At 66.1% G+C, this 16,195-nt stretch carries 12 protein-coding genes; 8 read left to right on the plus strand and 4 right to left on the minus strand.

Translation table 11 applies throughout. The features are described 5' to 3' along the window. Positions 1-136 precede the first annotated feature (136 nt). Entirely contained in the window at positions 137-895 is a 759-nt protein-coding gene (locus ACVW17_RS19255) for a DUF2147 domain-containing protein (RefSeq protein WP_456753332.1), read from the minus strand. Positions 896-1,038: 143 nt separating this feature from the next. On the opposite strand from ACVW17_RS19255, the gene ACVW17_RS19260 reads away from it, so the two are divergent. The 4 genes from ACVW17_RS19260 (at position 1,039) to ACVW17_RS19275 (ending at position 4,576) form a co-directional block, all read left to right on the plus strand. Continuing rightward, a complete protein-coding gene (locus ACVW17_RS19260) occupies positions 1,039-1,173 on the plus strand; it encodes a hypothetical protein (RefSeq protein ID WP_456753333.1) in 135 nt (44 codons plus the stop codon). 921 nt (positions 1,174-2,094) lie between these two features. Then, positions 2,095-3,306 (plus strand): extensin family protein, encoded by a 1,212-nt coding sequence (locus ACVW17_RS19265; protein ID WP_456753334.1) that lies wholly within the window; start codon positions 2,095-2,097, stop codon positions 3,304-3,306. Positions 3,307-3,420: 114 nt separating this feature from the next. Continuing rightward, positions 3,421-3,804, plus strand: coding sequence for a response regulator (locus tag ACVW17_RS19270; RefSeq protein ID WP_456753335.1), 384 nt, complete (start codon positions 3,421-3,423; stop codon positions 3,802-3,804). A 67-nt stretch (positions 3,805-3,871) separates the two neighbouring features. After that, positions 3,872-4,576, plus strand: coding sequence for an SDR family oxidoreductase (locus ACVW17_RS19275; RefSeq protein WP_456753336.1), 705 nt, complete (start codon positions 3,872-3,874; stop codon positions 4,574-4,576). A 122-nt stretch (positions 4,577-4,698) separates the two neighbouring features. On the opposite strand, the gene ACVW17_RS19280 is transcribed toward ACVW17_RS19275, so the two are convergent. Then, positions 4,699-6,030: an IS1182 family transposase gene (locus tag ACVW17_RS19280; RefSeq protein ID WP_456756305.1), complete on the minus strand. Its 1,332-nt coding sequence runs from the start codon at positions 6,028-6,030 to the stop codon at positions 4,699-4,701. A 393-nt stretch (positions 6,031-6,423) separates the two neighbouring features. Between ACVW17_RS19280 and ACVW17_RS19285 the strand changes: the two genes are divergently transcribed. Beyond that, complete coding sequence (locus ACVW17_RS19285; protein ID WP_456753337.1) at positions 6,424-9,096, plus strand: flavin-containing monooxygenase; 2,673 nt, start codon at positions 6,424-6,426, stop codon at positions 9,094-9,096. 25 nt (positions 9,097-9,121) lie between these two features. On the opposite strand, the gene ACVW17_RS19290 is transcribed toward ACVW17_RS19285, so the two are convergent. Together ACVW17_RS19290 and ACVW17_RS19295 are read right to left on the minus strand one after the other, a co-directional pair. Continuing rightward, positions 9,122-9,964, minus strand: coding sequence for a GNAT family N-acetyltransferase (locus ACVW17_RS19290; protein WP_456753338.1), 843 nt, complete (start codon positions 9,962-9,964; stop codon positions 9,122-9,124). Between the two features lie 318 nt (positions 9,965-10,282). Then, a complete protein-coding gene (locus tag ACVW17_RS19295) occupies positions 10,283-10,924 on the minus strand; it encodes a TetR/AcrR family transcriptional regulator (protein WP_456753339.1) in 642 nt (213 codons plus the stop codon). A gap of 240 nt (positions 10,925-11,164) precedes the next feature. On the opposite strand from ACVW17_RS19295, the gene ACVW17_RS19300 reads away from it, so the two are divergent. The 3 genes from ACVW17_RS19300 to ACVW17_RS19310 all read left to right on the plus strand — a co-directional run bounded on the left by ACVW17_RS19300 (position 11,165) and on the right by ACVW17_RS19310 (position 16,190). Further along, complete coding sequence (locus ACVW17_RS19300) at positions 11,165-12,391, plus strand: HlyD family secretion protein (RefSeq protein ID WP_456797795.1); 1,227 nt, start codon at positions 11,165-11,167, stop codon at positions 12,389-12,391. Between the two features lie 48 nt (positions 12,392-12,439). Continuing rightward, positions 12,440-14,029, plus strand: a complete 1,590-nt coding sequence (locus ACVW17_RS19305) for a DHA2 family efflux MFS transporter permease subunit (protein ID WP_456797796.1) — start codon at positions 12,440-12,442, stop codon at positions 14,027-14,029. Between the two features lie 361 nt (positions 14,030-14,390). Beyond that, positions 14,391-16,190 (plus strand): ABC transporter ATP-binding protein, encoded by a 1,800-nt coding sequence (locus ACVW17_RS19310; RefSeq protein ID WP_456797797.1) that lies wholly within the window; start codon positions 14,391-14,393, stop codon positions 16,188-16,190. The last annotated feature ends 5 nt before the right edge of the window (positions 16,191-16,195 follow it).

Here is a 16,195-nt window from a genome sequence, read left to right on the forward strand (position 1 = left end):
TGCGGCGGATGTGATGAACAAGACTCGTCGTTCCAGCATCGCGCAACAATGCCCATTCGTGATTATGGTTCCTGCTTTCCAGGGACGACAGTTGTGATGAGTTATGCCAAGCGGGTCGATCTCAGAGATCGAAACCCTAGCTGACTCGCTTCCAGGTCTGGCCGTCGCAGAACATGCCGCCGAAGGCGCAGCCCTGCACGCGCATCGCATTCGGGCCCTTCATCGCGATCGTCGAGTCGTAGTTGCGGCCGGAGTCGGGATCGTGGATGCGGCCGCTCCATTTGCTGCCGTCGGGCTTCATGTTGATCAGGATGCGCTCGTTGCTCTTCTCCGAATAGCCGCAGAGATTGGCGCCGCAGGCTTCGACGCGGACATTGCCCTTGTTCTCCTCGGTGGCCCAGACGCCGATCGGTCCGGTCGCCGGTGCCGGTGCGGCGGCAACTGGCGCGGTTTGCGGAGGCAGTGCAGGCTGTGCGGCGACCGGGGCCGGTGCGGGCGCAACGGGGGCCGCGTCGACCGGTGTCGGGGCCGCGGTCGCAACATTGGCCGGTGCCGCCGGGGGCGCAGGAGGCGGCGGGACGGCGGCAGTGGCTGGCTGCGGCCGCGGTGCGGCGGCCTGAACCGGTGCGGGAGCGGGCGGCGGCGCCGGGGGCGGTGTGTTTGACGACGCGACATCGTCATCATCATCGGATTTCGAGCCGAGATTCTTGCTGATGCCGCCGATCGTGCCGCTATAGCCCGGCGCGGAGACGCGGATGCAGGACAGCGCGCTGCAATTGCGCGGCGCCTCGACATGGACGCGCTGGCCATCGATCTCGAAGGTGATGCCGGTGCCGCCGGCATGCGCCGCGGTGGTGGCCATCAGCAGCGCGGCGATCGCAACGAGCTTCTTCATCTGAAATCTCCCTGGCATTTGGGCGGGGTGCAGCGATGGACCCGGACGCTACGCGGCCTCGGGAGCCTGTTCAGTGACCTGCATCACGTTGACGGCGCAGGCGGCTGGCCTGCCACGGTGACCGAGATCACTGCGCCGTCAGGATGCGCTGGAACGGCCGCATCTATAGCGAAGACAGCCGCCGCATCCGCTACGGGACGGTCGAATTGAAAGGCGCGGTCAGCATGCGGGTCGAGGCCTGCGCGATCGGCCGCTTCTACTGCACCGGCGCCGATTGAGTGCGCGTCTCGCATTCGCGGGCGCGTGTGATTGCCGGATCGAGCTCCTCGAAGTTTTGAGATCGGCACGGCGCTCTGCCTGACCCGTCATCCTGAGGAGGCGCGCAGCGCCGTCTCGAAGGATCGACGGCCGAGCTGCAAAATCGTCGCCGTCGACCCTTCGAGACGCGCGCGATGCGCGCTCCTCCAGCGACAAAGGCGAAGCCTTTGCGCGGGGGTGACGGTTTGGACAACGGAGGTTGTCCTTGAAAGCAAAGCGCCCGGCGTGCCTCCGCCGGGCGCTGAACTCATTGCCTGTCGTTTGGTCTAGAACACGCCGAGAATGATGGCGCCGACGAAGGCTAACGCGATGTACGCGGCCACAATGCTCAGCTTGCTCAGCAGAGGACTCGCGAAGTCCATTGGGAAACTCCCTCGGTTCACAACGCTGCCCGCATTAACGCCGAAGCTAGCAAGGGGTTTCCGAGTGAAAAAGTCAGCGCTGCTGTCCGGCCCCAAGTTCCCGAGCGATGCCGCATTGCGGTGCGCGGCTCAAACAGGCGCCGAATCAAGACGTTGAAGCGCCCGCAAATATATTCGCGGGCGGCGCGAATGGGGTTGCGTCGCTGCTCCCGCATTCGATCCGATCAGCCACAAATACGATTACGCCGTTCATCAATACGATCTGGAGTTGATTCGATGGGGCGGATGCGGGATGTCGAAACGCCTGGGGCATTCTCAATCACGATGAGAATCTCGATGAGCGCGAAGCAAGGATGGATCACCTCGCTCAGTCGCGAGCGCAGTCGCTCGGTCACACGTCAAGCGCAACTCGGAAGCGCGCTGCCCTTCCAGGTTCCAGCGCATGGTTAAGAACGCCTCAAACCAATCAGTCGAATCGCGTTGAAGAGTCTTTAATCAAATTCGCAGAACCTCCGCGCCATGACGCGTGGAGTTCGTTTGTATCTCGTCGGCTCCCTGGTCCTTGTGTCGCTTGCTGGTTGTGGCCGCGGTCTGTTCCAGACCGCCGAGCGCGAACCGTGGCGGGCCGAGGCCGAGGCCGCATGCCTGAAATCGGGCGCGGTCAAGGAAGGACCAGATCTGGTCCGCATCGATCCGATCACGGGCCCCGGCGTCTGCGGTGCCGAGTTCCCGCTCAAGGTCGCAGCGCTCGGTGAAGCCAGCTCGGCTTACGGATTTGCCGACGACAGCCTGCGTCCGCCGGCGTCGGTCGGCAACCAGCCGCGCTGGCCGATCAATCGTCAGCCCCAGACGCCCGCGCAGGCGCCGTATTCCGATCAGGCCGTCGGCCAGCCGAACTATGGCAGCCAGTCCAATGGACCGGTCTCGCTGTCCGCGCCCGGCGTTCCGCCGCAGCAGGGCGAGATCGACCTGCCGCCGGACGGCTCACCCGAAGCGAGCGGCGAGCGACCTTATTATCCGGGCCTGCCGCGCAATCCTCAGCGTGAGGGTGCGGCCGCGCCTTATTCACCGGCGCCGTATTCCCAGCAGCCTCTGGACGCACCGCCGCCGCGGCTCGGTCCGCCGAGCGGCAATCCGGTGGGGACGGTCGGCCCAGTCGCGGTGAAGCCGGCGGCGACGCTGGCGTGCCCGATCGTCTCGGTGCTCGAGCGCTGGCTCGCCGATTCCGTGCAGCCGGCGGCGCAGCGCTGGTTCGGCGCGCGCGTGGTCGAGATCAAGCAGATCTCGGCCTATTCCTGCCGCGGCATGAACGGCAATTCGCACGCGCATATTTCCGAGCACGCGTTCGGCAATGCGCTCGATATCGCAGCCTTCACGCTCGCCGATGGCCGCCGCATCTCGGTGAAGGATGGCTGGAAGGGATTGCCGGAAGAGCAGGGCTTCCTGCGCGATGTGCAGGCCGCCGCCTGCCAGCAATTCACCACGGTGCTGGCGCCGGGTTCCAACGTCTATCACTACGACCACATCCATGTGGATCTGATGCGCCGGGCCAGCCGGCGCCTGATCTGCCAGCCTGCCGCCGTCTCCGGCGAAGAGGTCGCGGCACGCGCCGGCGGCCGTAACCCCTATGCAACGCGCGAACCTTATGTCACAGGATCGCTTGGCGGCAGAAAGCCGGCTCCGCGGGGTAAAGCGGGGGTCAACGAAGAAGACGAATTCGCCGACGAATAGGACGCGTCTGATACCCGTATTTGTACTGGGTGACACCGTGCAAACGGTGGCCACTTTTATGTTGCATATGCTTCGAAGCCGGGGGCGCTCCCGGCTGATTTCCGGGGGATAGCTTTGCAAGACGCGCCGATCATTCTCGTCATCGAAGACGATCGTGATCTTCAGATGATGGTAGAGGACGCCCTGAAGGACGGCGGCTACGAGCCGGCGATCGCGGGTTCGGGCGAAGAAGCATTGACGCTGCTCAAGGCGTTCCGCACCAAATACTCCGCACTGGTCACCGACATCCGCCTGCTCGGCCGGCTCGACGGCTGGCGCGTCGCGCGCGGCGCCCGCGAAATCGATCCGTCGTTCCCGGTGCTCTACATCACCGGCGGCGGCGGCGACGAGTGGCCGACCAGGGGCGTGCCCGACAGCGTGCTGCTGAACAAGCCGTTCTCGCCCGACGAGCTGGTTGCGGCGGTGGCGAAGCTGCTCAAGAACGGCGCGCCGGCCTGACGTCCGCGCCGCTCAGGCAATCACGCCGGCCAGCCGTCTGATCGATCATCAACAGGGATATCAAGTCATGGCAGCAGCGAAGGTCGCACTCGTCACCGCAGGCGGCAGCGGCATGGGCGCGGCGGCGGCGCGCAAGCTCGCGGCCGATGGCTTTCACGTTGCGATCCTGTCGTCGTCGGGCAAGGGCGAAGCCCTGGCGGCCGAGCTCGGCGGCCTCGGCTTCACCGGCTCGAACCGCTCGAACGAGGATCTGAAGCGCGCCGTCGACGGGGTGATGGCGCGCTGGGGCCGCATCGATGCGCTGGTCAACAGCGCCGGCCACGGCCCGCGTGCCGGCGTGCTCGAATTGACCGACGAGCAGTGGCACACCGGCCTCGACGTCTACCTGATGAACGTGATCCGCCCGACGCGGCTGGTCGCACTGCACATGCAGGCGCAGAAATCGGGCGCGATCGTCAACATCTCGACCGCCTGGGCGTTCGAGCCGAGCGCGATGTTTCCGACCTCGGCGGTGTTCCGCGCCGGGCTCGCCGCGTTCACAAAACTGTTCACCGACAGCTACGCCGCCGACAATGTCCGCATGAACAATGTGCTGCCGGGCTGGATCGACAGCCTGCCGGCCACCGACGCGCGCCGCGACAGCGTGCCGATGAAGCGTTACGGCAAGGCCGAGGAGATCGCCGCGACCATCAGCTTTCTCGTGTCCGACGGCGCCGGCTACATCACCGGCCAGAACATCCGCGTCGATGGCGGTCTGATGCGGTCGATATAAAACACGACTGCGAATCCGTCATCCTGAGAGCTTGTGACGGATTCGGCTCCTGCGGAGTTTTTGGCGGCTGTTCGTCGCAGCAATTGGCAGGTTTGAGTTCGAGTTCGGCGATGACCCGTTGTTTAGGCTCTGGAGAGGCGGTTGCCTTGCAGGATGTTGTTGACGAGGGCGTACCAGAGCACGACGGCACGGACCTTTTCGATGCCGCGCACGGTCAATTGCCGCAGGTCCCAATTGCGCCAGCGGGCATGGATGCACTCGCAGATCGACCGGGACCTGTATCGGGCCTTGCCCTCTTCGCTCGCCATTCGCGCACGCCAGGCCAACACCCCCGGACCGTCGCCGCGCCGCGGTAGATAGGGATCGGTACCGTGCTTGGATTGAGTGGGCGGACAAAAGATATCGATGCCCTCGGCATAGGCCCATTCGATGTCCTCGGCACTGCCAAAGCCGCCATCGACGAGATGGTCCTTGGGCAACCCTCCGGGCCGCGCACGCTGCCGCTCCAGCATGGGACGCATCAGGCCGCGATCGGATCCGATGTTGCAAATTCTGGTGTCGACGACGATCTGCTCGCCGGCCACGCTCGTCACCTGCACGTTGTAGGCGGGGCGGAAGCCGCCGTTCGCCATCTTCATGACCCGTGCATAGGCGTCCGTCGTGGAGGCCCGCGGCTCCTTCGGCGTCTTGCCGTTGCCGCGACTTTCTTCGCGCTCCTTGCGCTGCTGCTTGATCTCGGCGAGCGCCGTCTGCGCCGCCTTCACCCGCGCGCTGCGTTCCCGCGCGGCCCGCTCCTTGGCTGCCCGGGCACGCTTATTGCTGGCGTCCGAGCGTGTGTCGACCTCGCGCTTGAGGTCTTCCACCACGGCCTCAGCCTGCGCCAAATGCTTATCCAGCGTCGCCTCGCGCCGGAACGAGGCGGCCCCGGCGCTGGCCCGGACCCGCATGCCATCCTGCGCCAAGGTCTCCAGATCGACGAGACCGGCCTTTGCCAACGCTGCCAGATGCTCACTGAGCAGTCGGTCAAGCAGATCGGCGTTGCCGACCCGGAAGTCTGCCAGCAGGTGATAGTTCACCGACACCCCGCCGCACAGCCAGCGATAGGCATCGTGGCTCTCGCACAGCCGCTCCAACGCCCGCGCGCTGCCAACGCCTTCGCTGGCGGCATAGAGCCACAGCGCCAGCAAAAGCCGGGGCGAGGTCGCGGGGTGACCGGGACGATCGCCGCGAGCCTTGATCCGGTCCTCCAACTCACTCAGATCAAGCTCTTCGACATAAGACCAGATCAGCCGCACCGGATGGTCTTCCCCGATCAGGCTCTCAATATCAACCGCTCGCAGCGCAATCTGGTCGCGCTGGGGCTCACGCAGCCGCGGAGCGCCGGGCAAGCCCGCTTCGACTGGTGGCTTCGCCTGCTCCGGCAGGTCCCCAAACAACTCATCGGCAGCCAACATCACCTCCCGCGAATCCATCATCGCCAGAGAATCACACCGCGCCGGCTTTCGGCTATAATGCTCGCTGAAACCCCAAAAAAATCACACCCTCTGAGGAGCGCGCTCTTGCGCGCGTCTCGAAGGATGCACGGCCCCCGATGCTGCAGTCGGGGCCGCCCACCCTTCGAGACGGCCGCTGCGCGGCCTCTTCAGGGTGACGGGTCTGAAGTCGAGCGCGCGACTTTGACATGCGTTGCCGCAACATGAACCGCACCACTTGCGTCCACACGCTGCGCATCCTGCTCCAGGGCGCGCACGTCACAATTGCGGCGACCTCAGATTGCGTTTGTCGTGATGACAAACCGAAAGGTCAGGGCTAGCCTTCCGTCAAATCAAAACAACCGGGAGGATTGCATGCCAGACGCAGCAGTTGCAGCACGCGCTTCGGACTCAACGCAGAGCGGAACCACGCAGCAGGTCGACGTCGCGGTGGTCGGTGCCGGTTTCGCCGGTCTCTATCTGCTGCATCGGTTGCGCAAGGCGGGCTTCTCAGCGGTGGCGCTCGAAGAAGGCGGCGACGTCGGCGGCACCTGGTACTGGAACCGATATCCGGGGGCGCGCTGCGACATCCAGACCATCGACTACAGCTACACCTTCGATCCCGAGCTCGATCAGGCCTGGACCTGGTCGGAGAAATACGCGACCCAGCCGGAGATCCTGCGCTATCTCGGCTTCGTCGCCGATCGCTACGATCTGCGCCGCGATATCCGCTTCGGCACCAAGGTCACGCAGGCGACCTGGGATGATGCGACGTCGCGCTGGCTGATCTCGACCAATAACGGCGCCAACGTCTCGTGCCGCTACTACATCATGGCGACCGGCTGCCTGTCGTCGCCGAAGCCGCCGGAGATCGACGGCGTCAAGGATTTCAAGGGCGAGATCTATTTCACCGGCCGCTGGCCGCACCAGGGTGTCGATCTCAAGGGCAAGCGCGTCGCCGTGATCGGCACCGGATCGTCGGGCATCCAGTCGATCCCGTTGATCGCCGAGCAGGCCGCGCAGCTCACCGTGTTCCAGCGCACGCCGAACTTCGCCCTGCCTGCCGGCAACGGCCCGGCGCCGGAGGATCGCAAGACCTATTTCGAAACCGACCGCGCCGCCTATCGCGAGCAGGCGCGCTGGTCGATGGCCGGCGTGCCCTATCCGCAGCAGACCGTGGTGAGCTGGCAATTGAGCGAAGCCGAGCGCCGCGAGCGGTTCGAGAAGGCGTGGGCGGCGGGCGATCTCGTCCACATCCTGACCCAGCTCTGGGCCGACCAGGCGGTCGATGTCGACGGCAACAAACTGGTGGCCGATCTGATCCGCGAGAAGATTGGCGCCGTGGTCAAGGATCCGGAGACCGCCGCCGCGCTGGCGCCGCACGATCATCCGTTCGGCGCCAAGCGTCCCTGCCTCGATACCAACTATTACGCGACCTACAACCGTCCGAACGTCACGCTGGTCAATCTGCGGCAGGAGCCGATCAAGGCGATCACCGCCGGCGGCATCTCGACCGACAAGCGCAGCTTCGATGTCGATATCATCGTGTTCGCCACCGGCTTCGACGCGATGACCGGCGCGATCATGGCGGTGCATCCGATCTCCGGCCGCGGCGGCAAGTCGCTGTCCGATGTCTGGGCGCATGGACCGCAGACCTATCTCGGCGTCACCGTCGCGGGTTTTCCCAACCTGTTCATGATCACCGGTCCCGGCAGCCCGTCGGTGCTGTCGAACATGGCGGTTTCGATCGAGCAGCATGTCGACTGGGTGGTCGAGCGGATCGCGGCGCTGCGCGACGCCGGCTTCACCGCGATGGAGGCGACCGAAACCGCGCAGGCCGGCTGGGAACGCCACATGGCCGACTGCGCGATGCTGACGCTGCACCGGCTCGCCAACACCTGGTACACGGGCGCCAACGTGCCCGGCAAGCCGCAGGGCGTGATGCCTTACACCGGCGGCGTCGGTCCGTATCGCAGCATCTGCAACGAGGTGGTCGGGCGCGGCATGCTCGGCTTCAGGCTCACGGGTCCTGGCGTTGCCGAGCAATGCAATGATGGCGAGGTGGTGCGGCTGCAGCCGGATGTGCAGCTGGTGCTCGGCATGCTGGCGGAGATGAACCTGCCGCCGATCGAGACGATGGGCGCGCAGGGCGCGCGCGACTTCCTCGCCGAGTTCAACAAGGGCCGTCCGTTCGGCCGGCCGGTCGGCGAGGTCGGCACCGGCATGCTGCAGGGCGCGGACGGTCCGCTGCCCTACAAACTGTACCGGCCGGCGACGCCGGGGCCGCATCCGATCGTGGTGTATTTCCACGGCGGTGGCTGGGTGCTCGGCGACGAGCTGTCGGACGATCCGTTCTGCCGCGATCTGTGCCGGCGCACCGGCATGATCATCGTCAGCGTCGGTTATCGCCACGCGCCGGAGCATCGCTTCCCGGCCGCGGCGGAGGACGGCTATGCGGCGACGCGCTGGATCGCGGCCCACACCGCCGAACTCGGCGGCAGGGCAGGGCCCGTGCTGGTCGCGGGCTGGAGTGCCGGCGGCAACATCGCGGCCGTCACCTGCCAGCTGGCGCGCGATCGCGGCGGGCCGGAGATCGCGGGCCAGCTGCTGATCTGCCCGGTCACCGACTCCTCCTTCGACCGGCAGTCCTACATCGACAACGCGGCCGGCTATTTCCTGACCCGCGGCCTGATGTTCTGGTTCTGGGACCTGTACTGCTCGCCGGCCGACCGTACCGATCCGCGTGTCGCGCCGCTGCGCGGCAAGCTCGAAGGCCTGCCGCCGGCATTCATCGCCACCGCGGAGTTCGATCCGCTGCGCGACGAGGGGGATGCCTATGGCGACGCGCTCGCCAAAGCCGGCGTCAAGGTCGAGCAGCTCAAGGGCAACGGCCACTTCCACTCGTCGTTCGTGATGGTCGACGTCATCATCACCGGCGTCGCCGGGCGGGTGAAGATGGCGAAGGCGCTGCGCCGCTTCGCCGGACTGCCCGAGGAGCTGGAGCAGGACAATTTCGCCGCGCCGCAGGTCAACGCCGCGGCGAACTAGAGATGGCGGGATCAGAACGGCGGCGCTAGCCGAGCTCGAACGTGGTGACGCCGAACACGCGACCGATCCGTAACGGTGGTATCGCGCCGGTGTACATCCGTGCGGTCTCGAACACCGGTGACAGCCCGAGGCCTTGCGCCAGCGCAACGGCGTCGCGATTGACCGCGGGGACATCGAGGAAGATGTCGCCGCCGCCCGCGCTCGCCAGCAATGCAGAGACAATGGCCTCGGCGCCGGCGCGGTCGTCGGCGACCAGCGAACCGATCTTGCAGCCGCTGCGGCACGGGCGGATCACGCCCCAGCCGGCGAGAGCGCCGTCGCGCATCAGCGCGCGTCCAATATGTCCCGGCGTATTGATCCAGGCGCGCAGGAAGGCCGGGCGCGGTGCCGGAAACACCGTGGCGTCGTCGGCCTCGATCAGCGCCATGGGCAGATCGGTCAGCGCGACGATGTTCGCGCTCGGCGCGGGCGGTGCGGCGACGCTGCCGCCGTAGCGCACATTGGCGTAGGCGAGCGTGAAGCCCGACTTCCGGTAGTTCGCCTGCTGCGCCGCCACGCCGTCGAGCCCGATCACGCGCGGGCGCGCATGCGCGACGGCCGCGTTCCAGATCTTCAGGCCATGGCCGCGGCCGCGCAGATCCGGACGCACGATGTAAAAGCCGAGAAAGGAAAACCGCGCGCCGTAATTGACGCAGGAGATCACCGCGGCCGGCTTGCCGTCGAGCTCGCCGATCAAGAAGCCCTGCGGGTCTTCGGCAGCGAAGCAGGGCGCATCGGCGAGACCGGGATTCCATCCCTCCGCCGCGGCCCAGTCGATCGCAAGCGCGATCTCGTCGGGGCGCATATGCCGGATGGTGAGGTCGCTCATGGTCGATGGTCTCGTCGTGCCGGAGTTATTGATCGTGCACATCGACGGCCGGAGAACAATCCCCCGTGGCGGTCTAAGGAGCCGACGTCCATCACCGTCATGCTGAGAGTGTGAATGTATTCAGCATCATCCTGGACGACGGCGTGGGGGAGGCTGCTCGCTTTAAATTCTCAGTCCGTCATGCTGAGGAGGCCGCACAGCGGCCGTCTCGAAGCGCGACGGCCACCAGCCGGGCCGCGCATGCTTCGAGGCTCGCTACGCGAGCACCTCAGCATGACGGGACGAAGAGTACGCTGGTCCGCGAAAAAAGCGTCGACCTCACCCGGCCTTCGGCCGGTACGCCGCAAAGAACACCCGCGTCGCGCTGTCGACCACGGTCGCGATCCGCTCCGGCGAGGGCGACGGATTGGCCTGGAAGATGAAAGCCTGGAACAACGTCGCCTGACACATCTGCATGAATTGCCAGGCCGCGAGCTGGGTGTCGTCGATCACGAGCTCGCCGAGCGCGGCGCGCGCCTCGAGATAGGCGGCGAAGCGGTCGACGGTGTGGGCGATCACATGGGTGTAGAACCGGCTGCCGAGCTCGGGCATCCGCTCGGCGATCGCCATCACGGTGCGGATCGCCGAGCCGCCGCCTGGGCGGCACAGCAGCGCGACATAGGCGCGGCCGAATTCGGGGAGGGTGGTGTCGACGTCGCGGGCCGGATCGAAGTTGAAGGCGACCTTGCCCTGTTCGAGCTTTTCCTCCTCGACGATCGCCGCGAACAGCCCGGCCTTGTCGGGGAAATACACGTAGAGCGTGCCCTTGGAGACGCCGGCGGCACGCGCGATCTCGCCCATGCTGGCGCCGTCAAAGCCGAGCTCCAGGAACACCTTACGGGCGCCGTCCAGGATCTGGCGGCGTTTCGAGGATTCCTCCTCGCCGATGGGCTGGAGGGAGGGGCGGGGCGCTGCAACCATTGATTTAGCTTCTCGGGAAAGAACTCAACCCAGAACGGGAAAGGGAAGAATCGAAGCCTTATAATCTATCCGATGGGAATGTAGATTGACCGAACCGTTCGGTCAATGGTATCCCTAGGGGTGACGATGCGCCGCACGGCCCTTATTCCGCCATCGCGGGCATCGAGTTTTTGGTGGGGAGCCTCGGCTATGGCCGCAGCACGGGATCAGGCTGCACGCATTGTTCGTTCCGAGCCTGAGATGGCCGAGGACGCGAAGGCGCGCGACGCATCCGCCGATCTCGGCGAGCAGGGCCGCGGTGACGAGGTCAAGCGTCCCGCCGAGGCGCCGCCCGCTGCTGCGCCAGAACAGCCGAAGGCTGCGCCCGCCGCCGCAGCACCGAAATCCGGCAAGCGCAGATTCGTGATGATGGGCGTGGTCGGCCTGCTCGCGCTCGCCGCCGCAAGCTATGCCACCTACTACCTGATGGTCGGGCGCTTCTACATCTCGACCGACGACGCCTATGTCCGCGCCAACAACACCATGCTCGGCGCGCGCGTCGCGGGCCACATCGCGGCGATCCTGCCCGGCGACAACGCGCTGGTGCGGGCCGGCGACGTGATCTTCCGGATCGATGACGGCGACTATCAGATTGCGGTCGATGCCGCGCGGACCCGGATCGCGACCCAGCAGGCGACCATCGAGCGCATCGGCCGCCAGGTCGGCGCCGCCGTCAGCGCCGTCGAGCAGGCGCAGGCCCAGCTGGTCTCCGCCCAGGCCGGCCTGAAGCGCGCCGATCTCGATTACGATCGCCAGCAGGCGCTGAGCACCAAGGGTTTTGCCTCGCGCGCCACCTTTGAAGTGTCCGAAGCCGGCCGCGACCAGGGCGCCGCCAGCGTGCGGTCCGCGCAGGCGGCCTATGATGCCGCCAAGGACAATGTCGAGGTGACCAAGGCGCAGCAAGCCGAGGCCCGCGCCCAGCTCGCCGAGTTGCAGACCCAGCTCGCCAAGGCCGAGCGCGATCTCGATTTCACCAAGGTGCGCGCACCGGTCGACGGCACCTTCTCCAACCGCCTGGTCAACACCGGCGACTACATCAATGTCGGCCAGCGGCTCGGCAATGTGGTGCCGCTCGACGGCGTCTTCATCGACGCAAACTACAAGGAGACGCAGCTCAAGCGGATCCGCACCGGCCAGCGGGTGACGATCAAGGTCGACGCCTACGGCTTCCGCAAGTTCACCGGCATCGTCGACAGCATCTCGCCGGCGGCGGGCTCGGTGTTCACGCTGCTGCCGCCCGACAATGCCACCGGCAACTTCACCAAGATCGTGCAGCGCCTGCCGGTCCGCATCCGCGTGCCCGCCAGCGTCGCCAGGCAAGGCCTGCTGCGCGCCGGCATGTCGGTCTACACCACGGTCGATACCCGCGAGGGTGCGGCCGATGCCGACACCGATCTCGACTCGCCGATGATGATCCATCCGCAGTGATGCCTTGCGGCCTCGGACTCAGTCCGAAGCTCGGAGCCTGATGAGCCCATGGCCGACGCGACCACTGCTTCGCCCTCGATGATGACCGGCGCCTCCGAGTCCGAGCGGCTCCAGCCCAGGCGGGTGGTTGCGTTCATCATCATGGTGTTCGGCATGTTCATGTCGATCCTGGACATCCAGATCGTCTCGGCCTCGCTCACCGAGATTCAGGCCGGCCTGTCGGCGTCGTCGACCGAAGTGTCGTGGGTGCAGACCGCCTATCTGATCGCCGAGGTGATCGCGATTCCCTTGTCGGGATTCCTGTCGCGTGCGCTCGGCACCAGGCTGCTGTTTGCGATCTCGGCGTTCGGCTTCACGGCGTCCAGCCTGCTGTGCGGCTTCGCCTCCTCGATCGAGCAGATGATCCTGTGGCGCGCGCTGCAGGGCTTTCTCGGCGCCGGCATGATCCCGACCGTGTTCGCCTCGGCCTACACCATCTTCCCGCGCTCCAAGTTCTACATCGTGGCGCCGATCATCGGCCTGGTGGCGACGCTGGCACCGACCGTCGGGCCCACGGTCGGCGGCTACATCACCGATCTGATGTCGTGGCACTGGCTGTTCTTCATCAACATCGTGCCCGGTGTCATCATCACGACCGGCGTGCTGATCCTGGTCGATTTCGACCAGCCGAACTTCGCGCTGCTCGAGCGCTTCGACTGGTGGGGCCTGATCTTCATGGGCGGCTTCCTCGGCTCGCTCGAATATGTGCTCGAAGAAGGCCCGCAATATGAATGGCTGCAGGACACCTCGGTGGCGGTCTGCGCCGCGATCTGTTTCGTGTCGGCGATCGCCTTCTTCTGGCGGGTCTTGACCGCAGAGGAGCCGATCGTCGATCTCTACGCCTTTTCCAACCGCAATTTCGCGGTCGGTTGCGTGCTGCAGTTCTGCATCGGCATCGGTCTGTACGGCCTGACCTACGTCTATCCGCGCTATCTCGCCGAGATCCGCGGCTACAGCGCGCTGATGATCGGCGAGACCATGTTCATCTCCGGCATCACGATGTTCTTCATGGCGCCGGTGGTGGGCCGGCTGATGCAGAAGGTCGATCTGCGCTACATCATCGCCTTCGGCCTCGTCACCTTCGCGCTCGGCTCCTGGCAGATGACCTGGATCACCCGCGAGTACGATTTCTACGAACTGCTGCTGCCTCAGGTGCTGCGCGGCATCGGCATGATGTGCGCGATGGTGCCGACCAACAATATCGCGCTCGCCACGCTGCCGCAGGATCGCGTCAAGAACGCCTCCGGCCTGTTCAACCTGATGCGCAACCTCGGCGGCGCGGTCGGGCTCGCCGTGATCAACGAGGTGCTCAACGATCGCACCGACCTGCACATCTCGCGATTGCAGGACCGCGTGACCTGGGGCAACGCGACGGCGGTCGAGACCCTCAACAACTTCGCCCAGCGCCTGCAGGGCATGGGCGACTCCACCCTGATGGCGATGAAGCAGCTGTCGCAGCTCGTGCACCGCCAGGCCCAGGTGATGAGCTACGGCGATGCCTTCTTCATGCTGTCGCTGTTCTACGTCGCGCTCAGCCTGCTGGTGCTGTTCGTCAACAAGCCGCCCTCGATGACCGCAGCCGGCGGCGACGCGCATTGAGGGCTTCGCCTTGCGCGCTGTGCGCCCGGTGGCGTGATCAGCGTTGCCTGATCGACACATTGACGCACTCACGCTTATGTCATCTTGCCAATCGCGCGTGATGCATTTATAAGCGGCGCATCGTTTCACGAACCGGGGAGATGCACATGATGTCGTTTGTTTCGCAGACCGTGCGCCCGCGTTCGATGCTGCTGGACGCGCTCGCGCACTAGGTCCCAGCGCTGATCGGGCCTGATCCCCGATCACCCAAACTTCCCAATACGTTATCGACAATTTCACGCGACACCCGCGGCCGGAGTCCGCCCGCACGTCGCCCCAGATGGAGCCGGCCGGCGCGATGTTCGCGTGGCCGGAATGTGTCATGAGCTCTCTCGAGACCAAGCGGCCGGCCGCGATCCGGATCGTCTTGCCATTCGTGTTCCGCCATTGGCTGGAGCAGCCGCTGCGCGCCACCGCCGTGACCGCCGGATTCCTCGGCGCGACCGCGGCCGATCTGTTCATGCCGGTGTTCTCCGGCCATCTGGTCGATGCCCTGACCGCGGGTTCGGCGGATGCCGCCGCGCGCCATGCGGCGATGCTGGCGTTCGGCGCCATCGTCGGGCTCGGAGCGCTGTCGCTGCTGCTGCGGCTCGTTGGCATCCAGACCATCGTGCCGTTCACGCTGAAGACGATGTCCGATGTCGGGCAGCAGGCCTTCATGCGCGTGCAGCGCTTCTCGACCGACTGGCACGCCAATTCGTTCGCCGGCTCCACCGTGCGCAAGATCACGCGCGGCATGTGGGCGCTCGATTTGCTGAACGACACCATCCTGATGGCGCTGTTGCCGTCGGTCGTGGTGCTGCTCGGCTCGATGATCCTGCTCGGCGTGCACTGGCCGCAGCTCGGCGCGGTGATCGCGGTCGGCTCGGTGATCTATGTCGCGATGACCATGGTGTTCCAGGTGCGCTATGTCGCGCCGGCCGCGCGCGTCTCCAATGCGTGGGACACCAAGGTCGGCGGCACGCTGGCTGATGCCTTGACCTGCAACGCGGTGGTGAAGTCGTTCGGCGCCGAGACGCGCGAGGACGTCAGGCTCGACGGCGTCATCAGCCGCTGGCGCCGGCGGGTGCGGCGGACCTGGCTGCGCTACAACCACACCTCGACGGCGCAGCTCGTGGTGCTGCTGTGCTTCCGTGCCTCGGTGATCGGCGGCGCGATCCTGCTGTGGGCGGCCGGCCGCGCCACGCCGGGCGATGTCACCTATGTGCTGACCAGCTACTACATCATCCACGCGTACTTGCGGGATGTCGGCATGCATATCAATAACCTGCAGCGTTCGGTGAACGACATGGAGGAGCTGGTGCAGATCCACGGCGAGCCGCTCGGCATCGTCGATGCCGTCGATGCCGGGCCGATCGACATCCAGGGTGGCCGCATCGTGTTCGACGACGTCACCTTCCACTATGGCGGCCATCGCCGGCCGCTCTATGACGGGTTGTCGGTCGACATCGATGCCGGCGAGCGCGTCGGTCTGGTCGGGCGCTCCGGCTCCGGCAAGACGACGTTCGTCAAGCTGGTGCAGCGGCTCTACGACGTCACCGGCGGCAAGATCCTGATCGACGGTCAGGACATCGCCCAGGCGACGCAGCAATCGCTGCGCAGCCAGATCGCGATCGTGCAGCAGGAGCCGATCCTGTTTCACCGCACGCTGGCGGAGAACATCGCCTATGGCCGGCCCGGCGCCAGCGGGGAGGCGATCGAGCAGGCGGCGCGGCTTGCCAATGCGCACGACTTCATCATGCGGCTGCCGAAGGGGTACGGCACGCTGGTGGGCGAGCGCGGCGTCAAGCTGTCGGGCGGCGAGCGGCAGCGCGTGGCGCTGGCGCGCGCCTTCCTGGCCGATGCGCCGATCCTGATCCTGGACGAGGCGACCTCGAGCCTCGATTCGGAATCCGAGGCGCTGATCCAGCAGGCGATGGAACGGCTGATGAAGGGCCGCACCTCGATCGTGATCGCGCACCGGCTGTCGACCGTGCGCAGCATGGACCGCATCCTGGTCTTCGATCGCGGCGAGATCGTCGAGCAGGGCACGCATGAGTTGCTGGCCGCTCGCCCGGGCGGCATCTACCGCGGCCTGTTCGAGCGTCAGGCGACCGAGTTCGGTCAGGCGGCGGCGGAGTAAGCGAG

Source organism: Bradyrhizobium sp. USDA 4473 (genome assembly GCF_054063335.1).